At 37.2% G+C, this 17,114-nt stretch carries 18 protein-coding genes; 16 read left to right on the forward strand and 2 right to left on the reverse strand.

The features are described from left to right. Window positions 1-123: 123 nt before the first annotated feature. From PVK62_RS12735 to PVK62_RS12745, 3 genes are all read left to right on the forward strand, one after another. On the forward strand, window positions 124-471 hold the full coding sequence (locus PVK62_RS12735) for a four helix bundle protein (protein ID WP_274444528.1): 348 nt from the start codon (window positions 124-126) through the stop codon (window positions 469-471). A 115-nt stretch (window positions 472-586) separates the two neighbouring features. Continuing rightward, the gene (locus tag PVK62_RS12740; protein WP_274444527.1) at window positions 587-1,231 is read left to right on the forward strand and encodes a TetR/AcrR family transcriptional regulator; all 645 of its coding nucleotides are present in this window, start codon (window positions 587-589) and stop codon (window positions 1,229-1,231) included. A 133-nt stretch (window positions 1,232-1,364) separates the two neighbouring features. Next, entirely contained in the window at window positions 1,365-2,153 is a 789-nt protein-coding gene (locus PVK62_RS12745; RefSeq protein ID WP_274444525.1) for a Wzz/FepE/Etk N-terminal domain-containing protein, read from the forward strand. Window positions 2,154-2,244: 91 nt separating this feature from the next. Here PVK62_RS12745 and PVK62_RS12750 read toward each other — a convergent pair whose 3' ends face one another. Together PVK62_RS12750 and PVK62_RS12755 are read right to left on the reverse strand one after the other, a co-directional pair. Beyond that, a complete protein-coding gene (locus PVK62_RS12750) occupies window positions 2,245-2,505 on the reverse strand; it encodes an N-acetylmuramoyl-L-alanine amidase (RefSeq protein WP_274444524.1) in 261 nt (86 codons plus the stop codon). Further along, complete coding sequence (locus PVK62_RS12755) at window positions 2,495-3,061, reverse strand: hypothetical protein (RefSeq protein WP_274444523.1); 567 nt, start codon at window positions 3,059-3,061, stop codon at window positions 2,495-2,497. The genes PVK62_RS12750 and PVK62_RS12755 overlap by 11 nt, the downstream gene beginning before the upstream one ends. Window positions 3,062-3,395: 334 nt before the next feature. Between PVK62_RS12755 and PVK62_RS12760 the strand changes: the two genes are divergently transcribed. From PVK62_RS12760 to PVK62_RS12820, 13 genes are all read left to right on the forward strand, one after another. Next, window positions 3,396-4,196 (forward strand): helix-turn-helix domain-containing protein, encoded by an 801-nt coding sequence (locus PVK62_RS12760; protein WP_274444522.1) that lies wholly within the window; start codon window positions 3,396-3,398, stop codon window positions 4,194-4,196. Between the two features lie 40 nt (window positions 4,197-4,236). Continuing rightward, window positions 4,237-4,545 (forward strand): hypothetical protein, encoded by a 309-nt coding sequence (locus tag PVK62_RS12765; RefSeq protein ID WP_274444521.1) that lies wholly within the window; start codon window positions 4,237-4,239, stop codon window positions 4,543-4,545. 297 nt (window positions 4,546-4,842) lie between these two features. Beyond that, complete coding sequence (locus tag PVK62_RS12770) at window positions 4,843-5,334, forward strand: GDP-mannose mannosyl hydrolase (RefSeq protein ID WP_274444520.1); 492 nt, start codon at window positions 4,843-4,845, stop codon at window positions 5,332-5,334. Window positions 5,335-5,350: 16 nt separating this feature from the next. Continuing rightward, window positions 5,351-6,763, forward strand: a complete 1,413-nt coding sequence (locus PVK62_RS12775; protein ID WP_274444519.1) for a mannose-1-phosphate guanylyltransferase/mannose-6-phosphate isomerase — start codon at window positions 5,351-5,353, stop codon at window positions 6,761-6,763. Window positions 6,764-6,771: 8 nt separating this feature from the next. Then, the gene (locus tag PVK62_RS12780; RefSeq protein ID WP_274444518.1) at window positions 6,772-8,199 is read left to right on the forward strand and encodes a phosphomannomutase; all 1,428 of its coding nucleotides are present in this window, start codon (window positions 6,772-6,774) and stop codon (window positions 8,197-8,199) included. Between the two features lie 39 nt (window positions 8,200-8,238). Beyond that, a complete protein-coding gene (gene gmd / locus PVK62_RS12785; protein ID WP_274444516.1) occupies window positions 8,239-9,366 on the forward strand; it encodes a GDP-mannose 4,6-dehydratase in 1,128 nt (375 codons plus the stop codon). A 184-nt stretch (window positions 9,367-9,550) separates the two neighbouring features. After that, window positions 9,551-10,519 (forward strand): GDP-L-fucose synthase, encoded by a 969-nt coding sequence (fcl, locus tag PVK62_RS12790; RefSeq protein ID WP_274444515.1) that lies wholly within the window; start codon window positions 9,551-9,553, stop codon window positions 10,517-10,519. Window positions 10,520-10,524: 5 nt separating this feature from the next. Continuing rightward, window positions 10,525-11,820: a flippase gene (locus PVK62_RS12795; RefSeq protein WP_274444514.1), complete on the forward strand. Its 1,296-nt coding sequence runs from the start codon at window positions 10,525-10,527 to the stop codon at window positions 11,818-11,820. Then, window positions 11,813-12,829, forward strand: coding sequence for a polysaccharide biosynthesis protein (locus PVK62_RS12800; RefSeq protein WP_274444513.1), 1,017 nt, complete (start codon window positions 11,813-11,815; stop codon window positions 12,827-12,829). The genes PVK62_RS12795 and PVK62_RS12800 overlap by 8 nt, the downstream gene beginning before the upstream one ends. 44 nt (window positions 12,830-12,873) lie before the next feature. Beyond that, window positions 12,874-13,917 carry a DegT/DnrJ/EryC1/StrS family aminotransferase gene (locus tag PVK62_RS12805; RefSeq protein WP_274444512.1) on the forward strand — a complete coding sequence of 348 codons (1,044 nt, stop codon included), beginning with the start codon at window positions 12,874-12,876 and terminating at the stop codon, window positions 13,915-13,917. 4 nt (window positions 13,918-13,921) lie between these two features. Continuing rightward, the gene (locus tag PVK62_RS12810; protein WP_274444510.1) at window positions 13,922-14,995 is read left to right on the forward strand and encodes a DegT/DnrJ/EryC1/StrS family aminotransferase; all 1,074 of its coding nucleotides are present in this window, start codon (window positions 13,922-13,924) and stop codon (window positions 14,993-14,995) included. Further along, the gene (locus tag PVK62_RS12815; RefSeq protein WP_274444507.1) at window positions 14,985-15,890 is read left to right on the forward strand and encodes a UDP-3-O-(3-hydroxymyristoyl)glucosamine N-acyltransferase; all 906 of its coding nucleotides are present in this window, start codon (window positions 14,985-14,987) and stop codon (window positions 15,888-15,890) included. Before PVK62_RS12810 ends, PVK62_RS12815 begins: the two co-directional genes overlap by 11 nt. Before the next feature lie 40 nt (window positions 15,891-15,930). After that, a complete protein-coding gene (locus PVK62_RS12820; protein ID WP_274444506.1) occupies window positions 15,931-17,112 on the forward strand; it encodes a glycosyltransferase family 2 protein in 1,182 nt (393 codons plus the stop codon). The last annotated feature ends 2 nt before the right edge of the window (window positions 17,113-17,114 follow it).

A 17,114-nucleotide genomic window follows, 5' to 3' on the forward strand; every position in this document is an offset into this window, starting at 1 on the left:
ATAGCTGGTAGTTTAGCTATGTATTTTACATAGCGAGAGATGTTTAGAGCGGCTAGAGACTATAAGAGAAGGTATGCATAAGATGAGGTTTATTTACTTACATAATATGAAAGGAGTAATTGTGTGTTATTTGAAAAGTTGAAGGTGTGGCAGCGTTCTGCTCGATTGGCTTGTGATGTTATAGAGTTATTTGAAGGGAATAGAAATTTTGCACTAAAAGATCAGATTTTACGTTCATCGTTATCAGTACCTTCAAACATATCTGAGGGTGAAGAACGAGAGACACTTAAGGAGAAAATTCGATTTTACTATTATGCTAAAGGTTCATGTGGAGAGTTACTTACACAGCTATTGATAGCCATTGAAACCTCAAGTGTGCCAAAAGAGCCTGCGCTTATTTTAGTTAAAGAAACAAGAGAAATAGCAAAAGTTATTGCAACAATCATTCAAAAAGATAAGAGAAAAAAGTGAAGCGTGGGCTTTTGATCTTATAGTCTCTAGTTAGCATTGCGTATAGTTTCTAGTTTCACCTTACTTTTTCAGTTACAATTTTAAAATATTTGAATTTAATTGGCGCGGAAAGAGCATGAAAACAAAAGACAGAATAATCCTCGGTGCCTTAACCCTTTTCAACCAAAACGGTGAGCGCAACATCACCACCAACCACATCGCAGCACATCTTGAAATTAGCCCTGGCAATCTTTATTACCATTTTCGTAATAAAGAAGAGATCATTAATAGTATTTTTGATAACTACGCTATCGATCTAAAAACACGCTTTAAACCAATGGCAGAAGAAGATCAATCGAACATGCCTAGCGTGCAAATAATGCTAAGTTACCTTGATTCGATTTTTGAGTTGATGTGGAACTACCGTTTTTTCTACGCTAATTTGCCTGATATCTTAAGCAGAGATGAAAAACTAAAACAAAAATACACTCAAGCTCAGCTTGCGCTGCACGATAACTTAATAGCGATCATGAATAATTTTCGTGATTCTGGTTTAATAGCGCTTGAAGATGATGAGCTACAAGCGCTGACTAAAACTCTGCATTTGGTTGCTTCTTGTTGGATAAATTATCAGACCGCCTTACTTTCTGACAAAGAGATAACAGAAAATATTATCTATCAAGGCATGCTACAAATGTTGAATGTAGTTAGGCCAATGGCGACAGAGCAGGGCAGAATACAGATATTAGAATTAGAAGCGCATTATAAGAGCAGATTATAGAATTTAGAACGATCGCAAGCTTCTTTGCAGAGTTCAGAAGTATTAATTGTACTTTACATACTAAAAGTTAGTACCTCTGAATTCTGCTAGCGAAGCGATCTGAACTCTCACCTCAAATAAACTTGGAATAAAAATGAACAATCAATCACCACAACAGTTTCAGCAATACCCTCAGCCACCCTCATTTCAGAATGATGAGATAGACCTTAAAGAACTATTTATGGCTCTTTGGGCTGGTAAGTTGTGGATTATTGGTTTAACAGTGCTATTTGCCGCAGGCGCAACAGTATTTGCCCTAAGTCAACCAAATGTATATGAGACAAAAGCAGTATTGGTTGTTAATCCTGATCCGTATGGCATCATTGAGGGCTTAGGCGGTGCAGTCGGTAATCACATGGTACCTAAAACAAATTTAGAGCTACCTAAAATTAGTGCTCAGTCGATGAAAGATTCTATTTCTTCGTTAGCTCAGAGCAACAAGTCAACCTTGAATGGTTTATCTATTTCGGCTAAAGGCTCTAGTATATTTGTATCTCAGCAGGGCCATAATTCCGATGACATTTATCAAAATGTGCAATTATTTACTCAGTATGTAAATCAAGCTTATAAGCAAGGCGAGTTAGTTAACATTGATCTAGAATTAGTGGCAACAAAAGAATTATTAGCGCAAAATCAAATAGAAAAAGTACAAGATGTACTTGCAGAAAAATACGCGCAACAGTTGTATAAAATCACCTTACTTAAAAACCCAAACACAGAATTGGTCCAAGTAATTCAACAGCCAGTGAAAGCAGCGAGCCACATTAAGCCAAAACGTGCACTGATTATAGTATTAGGCACTCTGCTTGGTGGAATGTTAGGTGCGGCGGTGGTATTAGTGAGATTCGCATTTAGAAAAGAAGAACTAGAAATTAGAAACTAGAAAGATCAAAATCAAGAGCAGTGCGTACTTCTGCTCTTAATCTTGTTTTTAGCTTTTGCTTTTATAGAAGCGAAGCGGTCTAGCCTCTAGTTTAGTGATTAATCACCATCACCGGACACGCCTTGCCACTATCCCACTCATTATGCCCCCTCACATCCTCATCCTTAATCTCAAACTGGTGTTGCAACTGAGTAATCAAACCAAACAACGCCTTACGCTGCGCAAAGGTAAAATTATCTTGCGCTTGCAATGCCTTATCAGTCCCACCAATTAAACAAACCCCAATATCTACGCTAGCCTGAGTAGCACTGCAATGTACCGTAATGTAACGAAGAGAGGGCTTACGCATCATGTTCCCCCTTAGTGTTATTTATCGTAACTACGGTATTTATCTCATCTAGCTCTAACCCTACCACAAACGCATGATAATCCTGCGCTAACCAGTGGTATTGATTGAGAACCGCCTCTACCAGTACCGCATCAACCTCATCACAAGAATAAGCAGCCCCATAACAGCGTATCGCCTCTGAAATTGAGACTGCACGAGTAACCCCCTCTTGATAATACTCATGGTTTAGCACCGCATCCGTTAATAAAAAATAAAGGGTAGCTAATACCACAGCGTGTTGATGCTGACGGCTTAAAGATAAAGGCAGATAAAGGTGTTGATGCAGCGCCTGGATTAATGCCGAGAAATAACGGGGATTAGTATCAACCCAACGTAAATAAGCGACATAAAAGCCAAGTGGATAAGCACGTTGTACATCAAGTAAATGGTGTAAAAAATCCTCACGGGTAGGGGATAGTCCATCCTCATAGCGAGAGAAAAGCTCACCTCCTTGATGAGTTTCAATACTGGCAGACGTAGCAGAATAAAGAGCAATGAATCTTGGTATCGCTTTGGTCATAACCTCTCCTTTTTGTGTAGCTTTACTGTGATTTTGTACAGTCGAAGAGCCACTGTATTGTGATACTAACGAGTGGGGATAAATAAAAATAAAATTCTAGTCATATGAAAATCAGAGCAGGTACATAAATAAAAACAGAAAAAAGGGATGTGTAAAAAGTGTTGAGCTGTGTATTTTGTGAACGCTTAGGGGGCTTGCTATGTGACGCTGTTAACTCAATAACACGAAATGAGAAGTGCGCGCCAGAACACTCTGAAGTCGATAAAAAAGCAATCCCTAATCGATATATCTCCAGTTAAGTCATGAGTCATGATTTTTATACGAGGAGAAACAGATGAGTCACCATTTAGTCTCAGCGTGCATGGCGCTAAAAACCGGATCACCCATTAGCAAGTTGATACTACTAAAGTTAGCGGACAATGCTGATGTTCATGGTATGTGCTTTCCTTCCTACGATTACCTCGCACAATATTGTGAACTCTCTGTCCGTACCGTAAAAAATCACATCAAACAATTAGAAACGTTAGGTTTTGTAGAGCGAGTAAAACGGTTTGATAAGCGAGGGCGACAGCGAAGTAACTTGTATCAACTGCGTATTCCTAAAGGTAGCCACATTGAGGTGTGCAGTTTAGGCACTGAGGAGGGGGAAATAGGCACACCCACAGAGGGGGTCACAACTGCACACATAAGCAGTCAGAATGAAAAAAAGAAAGACAAAGACAAAGAAAAAGGGGAACAAACGCAACCCGTTATCCGCTTGCCAACCACACAAGGCGAGCAAGCCATTTACGATGAGTTTTATCAGGTGTTAGTACAAAGCTATTCTAATATTAATGTGATGGATGAGCTAAATGCCATACGTGCTTGGTTAGTCGTTCACCCCAATAAACAGCGCCCGCCTGAGCAGTTAGGACATTTTGTTAACAACTGGCTACGACGCAGCGCCAAAGCCCTCTCTTCCTCTAAAGGAAAAAGCCATAAATCCACTGATAAGCCAATAGACAACTCAGCATCAACCATTGGATTACCGATAAGGCACATTGATGTCTTGGTGAACGCTCATAGAAAAAGCGGAACAAAAGAACCCATAGAGCACCGCATTCAAGCCATGTTAGAGAAAACCAACAATAAGTAAATACAAAAATAAGACCGAATAAATAAGCTAGGGACCGCGAATGAAAATATTAAAAAAATCTGAAAAACAACAAATTTTAGCAAGACATATTATATTAGCGAATGGCCGCCCGCGAGAGCTGCTAGAGCTAATGCGGAAAGCCTACCCGACTCCGATAAGCAAAGCATACATTTGCCAGCAGTTATCAATGCACGGCGAATATGCATTTCGTTCTGTTTTGAGAAATGCCAGTATCTTTATTGATATAGAGGTCATTAATGAAACGGATAAACCCACGATGTATCGGTTAGGAAACCAATGCATACAGAGCGCACAAATGCGGATAATGTTTCAAGCAATGGCAAATTAAAGTGTGATTTTAGGTGGCGAAAAGGTGAATTATGTGAAGGAATGGGATAAAATGCAGCGCTAAAATGCAGCGCTAAAATGCAGAAGACTAGATACTAGATACTAGTTCGCTTCGCTACTATAAGAGCAAGAGTCGTTTATTTGGCTCTTTTTTTCTTTTGATTTTATTGTTTTTAGAGCGAAGCGTTTTAGTTAGCGTTGCGTATATTTTCTACCAAAATACACATCTATGAATTTCATGCGCCAGGGATGCGCGATCACCTGCGGGCGGTAGCGTGTCTGGGTTTTTAGGTATCACATGCTCCCTTTAGAAAAATTCAAAACGGTCATCGCATCAACCCCACTTATTTCCATTGATCTTATTGTTCGTAATGATGAAGGGAAAGTTTTGCTTGGAAAACGTTTGAACCGTCCGGCAAAAGGGTATTGGTTTGTACCTGGTGGGCGAATATTAAAGGATGAGTCCTTTACCTCAGCGTTTCATCGCCTCATAAAAGATGAATTAGGTTTGGATTGTGTTGAATCAAAGTTCAATGGCATATATCAGCATTTTTATGATGATAATTTTTCAGAAGATGACTTTACGACGCATTATGTAGTCTTGGCCTATGAAATTAATATAGGTGAAGACCTATCAAATTTACCATTAGAGCAACATTCATCTTATCAATGGTTTTCAGAAGATGAGCTATTAAATAATCAACAAACCCATATTCATACTAAATGGTATTTTCAAGATAATAGGCAAGCCGATTTTGATATGGCTGCTACAAATTCGAAATTAAAATAAGAATTAGGAATTGAACATGATAACCCCTGTAATTATGGCTGGCGGTACAGGCTCACGCTTATGGCCACTTTCTCGTGAACTTTATCCAAAGCAGTTTTTAAGTGTTACTGATGATGCGACGATGTTACAGCAAACAGCATCACGCCTTTCTGGTCTTGAACATCAAGCACCGATTCTTATTTGTAACGAAGAACATCGCTTTATTGCAGCAGAGCAGATGCGTTTAGGTGGATTTGAGCATGGCGGTATTATCTTAGAGCCTGTAGGTCGAAATACTGCGCCAGCAATTTCACTTGCAGCATTACAAGCAATAAATAATGCTAAAGATGATGAAGACCCACTTTTGTTAATACTAGCCGCCGATCATGTGATTGAAAATGAAATCGCATTTATTGAATCAGTGAAAAAAGCACAGCAATCAGCAATAGAAGGTAAACTAGTCACCTTTGGTATCGTGGCTAACGCACCAGAAACCGGTTATGGTTATATCAAAGCGGGTGAGAAGCAAGGAAATGCATTTGCTGTAAGTGAGTTTGTTGAAAAGCCTGATTTAGAAACCGCTGAAAAATACTTAGCAACAAATGAGTATTACTGGAATAGCGGTATGTTTTTATTCAAGGCCAGTCGTTATCTTGAAGAGCTGGCTAAGTATGAACCCAAAATTCTAGATGTGTGTAAACAAGCGATTGCAAAACCTTCACAAGATGCAGAGTTTATTCGTGTAGATGCTGATGTGTTTGAGACTTGTCCTGATAAGTCGGTTGACTACGCGGTTATGGAAAAAACGGATTCAGCGGTAGTCGTTCCAATGGATGCAGGGTGGAGTGATGTAGGGTCATTTTCTGCATTATGGGAAATATCAAAAAAAGACGAAAATAAAAATGTCATTAAAGGTGATGTCATTACCGTTGATTCGACAAATAATTACATCTATGCAGAAAACAAACTAGTTTCAACCGTTGGTGTCGATAATCTAGTTATTATTGAAACTAAAGATGCCATTTTGGTTGCAAATAAAGATAAAGTTCAAGACGTCAAAAGTATTGTAAATAAATTGAAAGAAACAGAGCGCACTGAACAAAAATTGCATAGAGAAGTCTATCGCCCTTGGGGTAAGTATGACTCTATCGATTTTGGTGCAAGAGACCAAGTTAAACGCATTACTGTTAAACCTGGGGAGAAACTTTCAATTCAGAAGCACTTCCACCGTTCAGAGCACTGGATTGTTGTATCAGGGACTGCAAGTGTGTTAAATGGCGATGAAACCATCATTGTGACAGAGAATGAATCGACGTATATTCCTCTTGGAACCATTCATGCACTAGAAAATCCAGGTAAAATCCCACTAGAGATGATTGAAGTTCAGACAGGTAGTTATCTTGGTGAAGATGATATTGTTCGCTTTGAAGATCGTTACGGCAGAAGCTAAGGGAAAATATGTCAACTAAGTTAGTTAGCTCAACAGTAATTAAAGAAAGTGGTGTTGCTTTTGGTACAAGTGGTGCTCGTGGTCTAGTTACTCAGTTTACAGAAAATGTATGCGGAGCATTTAGTGCGGCTTTTGTTGCAGCAATAAAACCAAATTTCGAATTTAAACAAATTGCTATTGCGATTGATAATCGCCCAAGCAGTTATGCAATGGCGCAAGCTTGTGCATCAGTTTTAACACAGTTAGATATTGAAGTTATCTATTATGGTGTAGTACCTACACCTGCATTGGCTTATGTTGCTCAAGAAGATGCAATTCCTGCCATTATGGTTACTGGAAGTCACATTCCATTTGATAGAAATGGTCTTAAATTTTATCGTCCAGATGGTGAAATTAGTAAGCTTGATGAAGAAGTTATTTTAAACGCAGCAGTTGCGTTTGTAGATGTTTCAGAACTACCTGAGTTGACCGTAAATAATAAAGCAGCTGAAGATTATATTGAGCGTTATACGTCTTTGTTTGATACACCTTGGTTAGCAGGCAAACGTATTGGGATTTATGAACATTCAAGTGCAGGGCGTGATCTTTACTACAAAATCTTTGAAGCATTTGGTGCCGAAGTTATTAGTTTAGAGCGCAGTGATCAATTTGTACCGATTGACACCGAAGCGGTTTCAAAAGAAGACACCCAAAAAGCAATTAATTGGTCTAAAGAGCACGATCTCGATTTAGTATTCTCAACCGACGGCGATGGCGATCGTCCACTAGTATCGGATGAAAATGGCAATTGGTTACGAGGTGATATTTTAGGTTTACTAACCTCTGAAGCATTAAAAATCGAAGCATTAGCTGTGCCGGTTAGTTGTAATACGGCAATTGAATTATGTAAGCGTTTCCCTTATATAGAAAGAACCAAAATTGGCTCGCCGTATGTAATAGCTGAATTCGCTAATTTAGCTAAGAAATTTAATTCTGTAGCAGGCTTTGAAGCAAATGGTGGATTCTTGCTAGGCAGTGATGTGCTAGTTAATGGTCAACCGTTAAAAGCACTACCGACGCGAGATGCGGTACTTCCTGCAATAATGCTTTTAGTGGCAGCACAGAACACATTTATTTCAACATTAGTGAAAGAGCTACCACAACGTTTTACTCACAGTGACCGTATTCAAAACTTTGCAACGGAAAAAAGCCAAGCATTAATAGCGCAAGGTGAAGCTGAGCCACAAGATCTACTTAAGCTAATCGGGATAGAAAGTGTCAATGTTGATAATATTGATACAACCGATGGACTTCGATTAACGCTAGTAAATAATCAAATTATACATTTACGACCTTCAGGGAATGCGCCTGAATTACGTTGTTATGCGGAGGCGGATATTTTTGAATCTGCATACCAATGTGTAGTAAATACACTAAATAAAATCCAAGCCCTGTAATGCAGGTTTAATACAAACAAATTAAGAGATAATAAAACAATGGAAAAAAATAAAGTTGCATTAATTACAGGTGTTACGGGCCAAGATGGTTCTTATCTTGCTGAGCTTTTATTAGAAAAAGGTTACGAAGTTCACGGGATAAAACGTCGTGCTTCTTCATTAAATACAGAACGTGTTGATCATATTTATCAAGATAATCATGAAAAAAATCAGAAGTTCTTCTTACATTATGGTGATCTAACTGATTCATCAAACCTAACACGCATAATTAAAGATGTACAACCTGATGAAGTTTACAATTTAGGTGCACAATCTCACGTAGCTGTTTCTTTTGAGTGCCCAGAATACACCGCTGATGTTGATGCGATGGGTACTTTACGTTTATTAGAAGCAATCCGCTTCTTAGGCTTAGAGAAGAAAACAAAATTCTATCAAGCTTCTACTTCAGAGTTGTATGGTGAAGTGCAAGAGATCCCGCAAAAAGAAACAACCCCATTCCACCCGCGCTCACCTTACGCAGTTGCAAAAATGTATGCATATTGGATAGTTGTTAACTACCGTGAATCTTACGGTATGTATGCATGTAACGGTATTTTGTTTAATCATGAGTCACCTCGCCGTGGTGAAACATTTGTAACGCGTAAAATTACTCGTGCAATCGCTAATATCTCACAAGGTTTAGAAAACTGTTTATATCTAGGTAATATGGATGCATTGCGTGATTGGGGTCATGCAAAAGACTACGTTCGTATGCAGTGGATGATGCTACAACAAGATAAAGCGGATGATTTTGTAATCGCAACAGGCAAGCAAATCTCGGTGCGTGAGTTTGTAACACTTTCTGCTAAAGAAGCAGGCATTGAACTTGAGTTCTCGGGCGAAGGTATTAATGAAATTGCAACGGTAAAATCTATCACGGGTGATAATGCGCCAGCACTTAAAGTTGGAGATGTGATTGTTAAGGTTGATCCTCGCTACTTCCGCCCTGCAGAAGTGGAAACGCTACTTGGTGATCCATCAAAAGCCAAAGCACAACTAGGCTGGGTTCCAGAAATTACTGTTGAAGAGATGTGTGCTGAAATGGTAGAAAATGACCTAAATAAAGCCAAACAACACGCAATCTTAAAAAGCCATGGTTATGATCTAGCAGTTACAGTTGAAAGCTAAGTAAATAACAAAGAGAACTGAATGAGATACTACGCTTAAAAGAAATAAAATATTTAACGAATATACTTGTTAAATGTTTTGAGTTTCTCATTCTTTCCTTTTTGTGAAATAGAGTTTTCTGTTTAGGTGTGTTTTGGAGTCTGCTGAATGTGTGTAGTAGATAGATTTTCAATTTAAGGTATTTATGAATAGTAAAAAAAGAGTATTTGTCGCCGGTCATAATGGCATGGTTGGCTCAGCTATAGTTCGTCAGCTATCTAATGATGAAAACATCGAAATAATCACTCGCTCACGTAAAGAGCTTGATTTAACTAATCAACAAGCTGTCCTTGAATTTTTTCAAACTGAAAAAATAAATCAAGTATATTTAGCAGCAGCTAAAGTTGGTGGTATTGTTGCTAATAGTACATACCCTGCTGATTTTATTTACGAAAATCTAATGATTCAGTGCAATATTATCCATAGTGCACATTTGGCTAATATTCAGCAGTTACTATTTTTAGGCTCTTCATGTATCTACCCTAAATTAGCAGAGCAACCTATGTCGGAATCTGCTTTGTTAACAGGAACACTAGAAGAAACCAATGAACCTTACGCTGTTGCCAAAATTGCAGGTATCAAACTTTGTGAAAGCTATAATCGTCAACATGGGCGAGATTACCGCAGTGTCATGCCAACAAATCTGTATGGTGCTTTTGATAACTTTCACCCTGAAAATAGTCATGTCATTCCTGCTTTGTTACGTCGTTTCCATGAAGCAAAATTAAATGGTGATATAGAGGTGATTGCTTGGGGTAGTGGAAAGCCAATGCGTGAATTTTTATATGTTGATGATATGGCCAATGCGTCGATTCATGTAATGAACCTTGATAAAACAACATACGATGAAAATACTGAACCGATGTTAAGTCATATCAATGTTGGTACTGGTGTCGATTGTACAATTCGTGAATTAGTTAAAACAGTTGCGAAAGTGGTTGGCTTTGAAGGAGAAATAAAATTTGATTCTACAAAACCTGATGGAGCACCACGAAAATTAATGAATGTGGATAGGCTCAAGACTTTAGGATGGCAGCATTCAGTCGCTCTAGAGGATGGATTGAAGTTGGCTTATGAGTGGTTTGTAGATAATCAAGATAAGTTTAAAAAGTAGACTTAATGAGTATTATTAAAAAAATAAAAAGGTTTAAAAAGCATTCTGTTATCATGATGTATTTAAATAATACATCATGGTTGCTCGCAGATAATGTGCTAAAACTCATTGTAGCTCTCTTTATCGGTGTTTGGGTCGCTCGTTATTTGGGGCCGGAACAGTTTGGGATATTTTCATATGTTGGGAGCTTTGTTGCTATCTTTGCGAGTATAGCGACACTCGGTCTTGATAGCATTGTTATCCGAGAATTGGTAAAGAAAGAAAATACGAATGAAGAAGTATTAGCTACAGCCTTCGCGTTGAAAGTTATTGGAGCATGCTTCGCTTTATTTCTATTGTGTATAGGAATATTAATTTCTAGCTTAGCTATGGAAATAAAATTAATCGCTTTTATTATGGGTTTTTCCTTTATTTTCCAAACTTTCAATATTATAAATTTATACTTTCAAAGCATTGTAAAAAGTAAATTTGTCGTCATAGCTAATATGGCATCTATCCTACTCAGTGCAATAATTAAAATAACACTCATATTTACTAATGCTCCTTTAATTGATTTTGCAAAAATTGTCTTGTTTGATAGTTTTTCATTATCTGTATTTTTATTATATTTCTTTATAAAAAAGACGAGTTTTAACTTATCTAATTATTCATTTAAGCTAACAATAGCAAAAGGCTTACTTAAAGATAGCTGGCCTCTTATTTTTGCCGCAATAGCCGCCGTGATAAAATTAAAACTCGGACAGGTAATGCTTGGGAATTTAGGAAGTTTTACTGATGTTGGTAATTATTCTGCAGCTTTACGTATATCTGAATTATGGTTTCTTATACCTGTAATGCTAGGATCTTCAATTTACCCTGCATTAATAAAAGCAAAAAGCGAAAGTTTAGATATTTTAAAAGATAGAGTTTTAATTATAACAAAAATAATGTTTGCTTTCTCTGTTTCTTTTGCAATTATTATATCTTTATTTTCAGATTTTCTAATGACACTATTATTTGGAAAGGATTTCATCGAGGCAGGGTCATATTTATCTCTTCAAATCTGGAGTGGATTGCCTTATGTCACTTTATTTGCATATTCTCAAATAACATACATTGTAGGAAAAACAAAAATACATCTATATATAGCAATATTAGCCATCGTTACAACTGTTATCTTCAATCTGTGGTTAATACCCATATTTGGTGGTTTAGGTGCAGTTTACTCAGCCATAATAACTTCTTGTTTAGGGAGCTGTTTAATGGTTTATTTAATTGAAAAAGATGTTCACATATTTACTACAGGTGAAAAGTATGTTTAAAAATAAAATATTAATGATCACTGGTGGTACAGGATCATTTGGTAATGCAGTATTAGATCGTTTTCTAAATTCAGATATTGAAGAAATTCGAATCTTTAGCCGAGATGAGAAAAAACAAGAAGACATGCGAATAAAGTACAAGAGTGATAAACTCAACTTTGTTATCGGTGATATTCGAGATTTTGACAGCATAAATAACGCGATGCGAGGCGTAGATTACCTTTTCCATGCCGCAGCTCTCAAGCAAGTACCTTCGTGTGAATTCTATCCAATGGAAGCAATTAAGACAAACCTACTTGGTGCTGAGAATGTTTTGGAAGCCGCAGCCGTTAATAATGTAAAAAAAGTGGTTGTACTAAGTACTGACAAGGCCGTTTACCCTATTAATAGTATGGGAATGTCGAAGGCGTTGATGGAAAAGTTAGCGGTTTCAAAAGCTCGGGATAAACGAGTGAAAGACAACAATAGCACTATCTGCGCAACACGATACGGCAACGTAATGGCTTCAAGAGGTTCGATAATTCCTCTGTTTATCGAACAAATTAAGAGTGGTCTTCCACTTACAATTACAAATCCAGAGATGACTCGATTTATGATGTCTCTAGTGGATTCTGTGGACTTAGTGTTATTCGCTTTTGAGAATGCTAATCCCGGTGATGTTTTTGTTCAGAAAGCACCGGCTGCTACAGTGGGTGACCTTGCTATTGCTTTAAAAGAGCTGTTTAACGCTGATAACGAAATTAAAATTATTGGCGAGCGTCATGGAGAGAAATTATTTGAATCCCTTTGTGGTCGTGAGGAAATGGCAAAAGCGACTGATATGGGGGACTTTTACCAAGTTCCTGCTGACTTCCGGGATTTGAACTACACGAAATATGTTCAAGAGGAAGCGCAAAAGTTAGAGTTTGATGAGTATAATTCACACAATACGCAAAGATTGACAGTGGAAGAGTTAAAAGCGCTACTTCTTACTTTAGATTACGTTAAACAAGAACTGGGAATTAATTGATGATACCTCTAATTAAAACGTTTATGCCTCCTAAAGATCAACTTATGCCTGAGTTAGAGAAAGTAATTTACTCGGGTTATATAGCTCAAGGTGAGGCAGTCGACGATTTTGAAAGACAATTAGCTCAGTACTTAGGTAACTCCAATTGTTTGACTGTGAATAGTGGCTCTGCGGCTCTTCATATTGCACTCATACTTGCAGGTGTAAAGGAGGGGGATGAGGTTATCTCTACTGCTCTTACTGCCGAACCGACTAACACAGTTATCAAGCAAACAGGTGCAAAAATTGTCTGGGCAGATATCGATCCGAAAACCGGAAATTTGTGCCCGGAAGACGTAGAGAAAAAGATAACAGAGAATACCAAGGCAATAATGGTTGTAGACTATGCCGGTATTCCAATGGATATTAAGAAGTTTCAAAAGATTGAAAATAAATATGGAATCCCTGTTATTGAAGATGGTGCTCATGCTTTTGGTGCCTCTTTTGAAGGCCAAAAAATTGGCAATCATTTCAAGTATACTATTTTTTCATTTCAGGCCATTAAGCACTTTACTACAATTGATGGTGGTGCTTTGTGTATCAAAGACAATGACGAATTTGAAAAAGCTAAGCTTATTCGTTGGTTTGGTATCAGTAAAAAGGTGAGCCGACAAGAAAACGATATCAAAGTCCAAGGCTACAAGTATCACATGAACAATGTGAATGCGACTGTTGGTCTCGTTCAGCTAAAAAGTATCGATAAAGTGGTTGGTCGATATATCGAGAATGGTAAGTTCTTCGATGAAGCCTTGAAGAATATTTCTGGTTTAACTCTTCTTGACTATTACCCAAACTCCCAACCGTCCTATTGGCTTTACACCGTAAAAGTAAAGAATAAACAAGCTTTTATGGCGAGATTAGCTGAACAGGGAATCATGGCTTCTGACCTTCATAAACGAAATGATTCGCATACCATTTTCAACGAGAGCAAAACCACATTACCGAATTTAGATGAGTTTGAAAGGGAGTGGGTTCATATTCCATGTGGATGGTGGGTTACAGATGAAGACCGAGAGCATATTGTCAATGTGATCAAGCAAGGTTGGTGATGTTATGGTCCCTTTGTTTAAAGTATTTATGCCTGACGATACTGCGGATGGTGTTAATGAAATACTGTGCTCTGGCCATCTCAGCTATGGTGTACATACAAAACATTTTGAGGAAAAACTACGTAAATACGTAGGTAATGACAAGATACTGACGACGTCTGGGAACTCGATGTTTTTTGCTCTAAAGCTTATAGGCATTGAAGCGGGAGACGAAGTGATCGTCTCTCCTATGAGCTGTTTGATGACGACTCAGCCAGTAAAATATGCAGGTGCACAGGTCGTTTGGGCTGATATTGACCCTTTGACAGGGTCATTAGATCCTAAAGACGTGGAAAAGAAAATAACAAAGAACACAAAAGCAATTATTCATTATCATTGGGCTGGTTATCCTGGCTATATTGACGAAATTAATCAGATTGCTAAAGACAATAAAATATTCGTTATCGAAGATGCAACGGAGTCTTTTGGCGCCGAGTACAAAGGAAACAAGTTAGGTAATACCAATACAGACATTGTTTGTTTTTCATTTACTCCTGTTAGATTACCTAACGCCATAGATGGCGGAGGCTTAAGCTTCAATCACCAAGCATTGTTCGAGAAAGCTCTTCTAATGAGGGATCTTGGAATCAAGCGCGAGAATTTTAGGGATGAGTTAGGGGAAATTTCAGAAGCTTGCGACATCGCGTCTATGGGAGATTCTTCTGCGATGAACAACATATCAGGTTATGTTGGTGCTTCGCAGATGCCCTTTATTGAATCTCTTTTAACAAAGCAACGTGACAACGCTTTACGTTGGGAAAAATATTTCGAAAATCACCCCGGTATACGTTTAATGAAAAAAAGGAAAGGCATCAATTCTTCATATTGGGCCTTTACTATTTTATGTGAAAATAGAGATGAGCTTCTCATTGATTTACGGGAAAAAGATATTTATGCATCTAAGGTACACCTAAGAAATGATCTTTATTCTGTTTTCGGCAGCCAAATAATGAGATTAGACGGAGTCAATGAGTTTTCAAGAAAACAATTGAATTTACCGTGTGGTTGGTGGATGACTGAGGCTGATTATGACTTTTAGGAATATTTTAATACAGGATGTTTCCAAAATACTTGGTATCGATTTTCTAGGAAAAAACGTAGCAATAAATGCTCTAAATTTAGCTAATCGTGAGTTAAAAGGGAATAATTTAACTTACGTTAGTCATGAAAATTATTTGAGGTATTTAGAACAAGATGAAATTGTATGTGCATTAGTAACAGAGGAACACTTTCTGTTACTAGAACCAGAGTTAAGAAAGAAAATCACTTTTTTTCTTGTCGATAGTCCTGAAAAAGAGTTTTACAGTCTTCATCATTATTTATATGAAAAAACGGACTTTTATTACTCCAATTTAGAAACCAAATTGATAATAGGGGAAAACGTCGTTATACATCCAACAGCGGTGGTTGAAGACGGTGTGATCATTAAAAATAATGTACAGATAGGTCCTAATGCTGTAATTCATACAGGAAGTATTATTGGCAATAATGTTGTAATAAATTCTGGAGTCATAATTGGAGAAGAAGGTTTTCAGGTTTTATATAATGATGACATTCCTTATTTAATAAAACATGTCGGCGGAGTTAAAATCCATGACAATGTGAGTATTGGAGCGAACACATGCATAGCAAAAAGCTTATTTGATGGTTATACCGAAATAGGTGCTTCGACAAAAATAGATAACTTAGTATCAATAGCTCATAATTGTAAAATTGGTAAGAACTGTGTATTAACTTCTGGTGTTATTATGACTGGAAGCTCTTTGCTTGATGACGGTGTTTGGTTAGCACCTAATGCAGTAGTACTAAATAAATTAACGGTTGGTAAAGAGAGTTTAATAGGAGCTCTTTCTTTAGTTACTAAAAATGTTGAAAAATACACAAAGGCTTTTGGATTACCTGCTATAAAAAAAGGTATAACTGTAAGACGTTAGTTAATAAAAATAATAACTAAAAGAAATGTTGAGGTGTTCTATGAAGAATGAAAATGTTAAATATAGTATTATTCTTCCTGTATACAATGGGCTTGAATATTTACCAATTTGTATAAATACAGTCATAAATCAAAACTATACAGATTATGAATTAATTATAGTAGATGACTGCTCGACTGATGGAACTAGAGAATATTTAAATCAACAACAACATCCTAATATTAAAGTTGTATTCCAAAAAAAAAATCTAGGGGCAATTGGTAACTTTGCCGATGCTATCAACTATTCATCGGGTGAGTGGGTAATGTTCTTAGGGGTTGATGATGGTCTGCAAGCTTATTTTTTTGAATTAGCGGATAAATTAACAAAACAATGTAATGAGAATAATTTACGAGTAATTGCCTCCAGTAGGGCTTATTTTTTTTGGGAAGGCGCTGCTGAATTATATGGAGATACTGCAGTTTCATATACTGCTAGGAAAGAATTCTCTATTTTAAACTCCCGTAAAGAAATTTATTTGTCCCTTTTTGGGGGGCAGCCCTATTTTGAGTTACCTCAAATGTATACCAATTCCTTATTCCATATGTCTCTCATTGATGAGGCAAAAGCAAAGCAAGGAGGAGCGCTATTTTCAACAATTCCCCCTGACGCAAATTTAGCTTCAATTGCTTTATCGTTGGAGTCAAAATATTTAAAGTCATTTATTCCACTCGGTTGGGTCGGTACATCTTCGTCAAGGACAGAGTATTCGGGAGCAAATAGTGATGAAAATGGCTTTATTTCAGATGGTATAAAGTATCAAGTGGCAGCAGGGAAACCTTCTATTGGGTCTTTATCTCTATATCTTTGGAATGCGTTATTATCCACGAGTTCTCTTAGAGGGGAACGTGATAATGCGATTTTAAATAATAAGTTGTTTAAAATGCTTGTTTTCTCAAGTGCTTATTCAGAGTTAAGAAAGAAGGGTGTTTTACAAAAGAAAAGGAAGTTATTCATTGAATTACTAAATGACAATAAAATGCCATATTTACCTATAATTGGCCTTTCTAGAATAATTGGAAGTGTAAACTTTATTATATCATTTCAAAGAAGAGTAATTAATAAAATTAAAAACATATTGATGCAATCTTATAAAGTGCAGAAAAAAAGGGATGCTGACGTTTATATGACAAAAGAATCTTTAAAAATTAGTGAGCAAGTAAAATGTTTTTTAAATGACTGATA

It is taken from the genome of Aliivibrio sp. S3MY1, from assembly GCF_028765575.1.
Classification (GTDB): domain Bacteria; phylum Pseudomonadota; class Gammaproteobacteria; order Enterobacterales; family Vibrionaceae; genus Aliivibrio.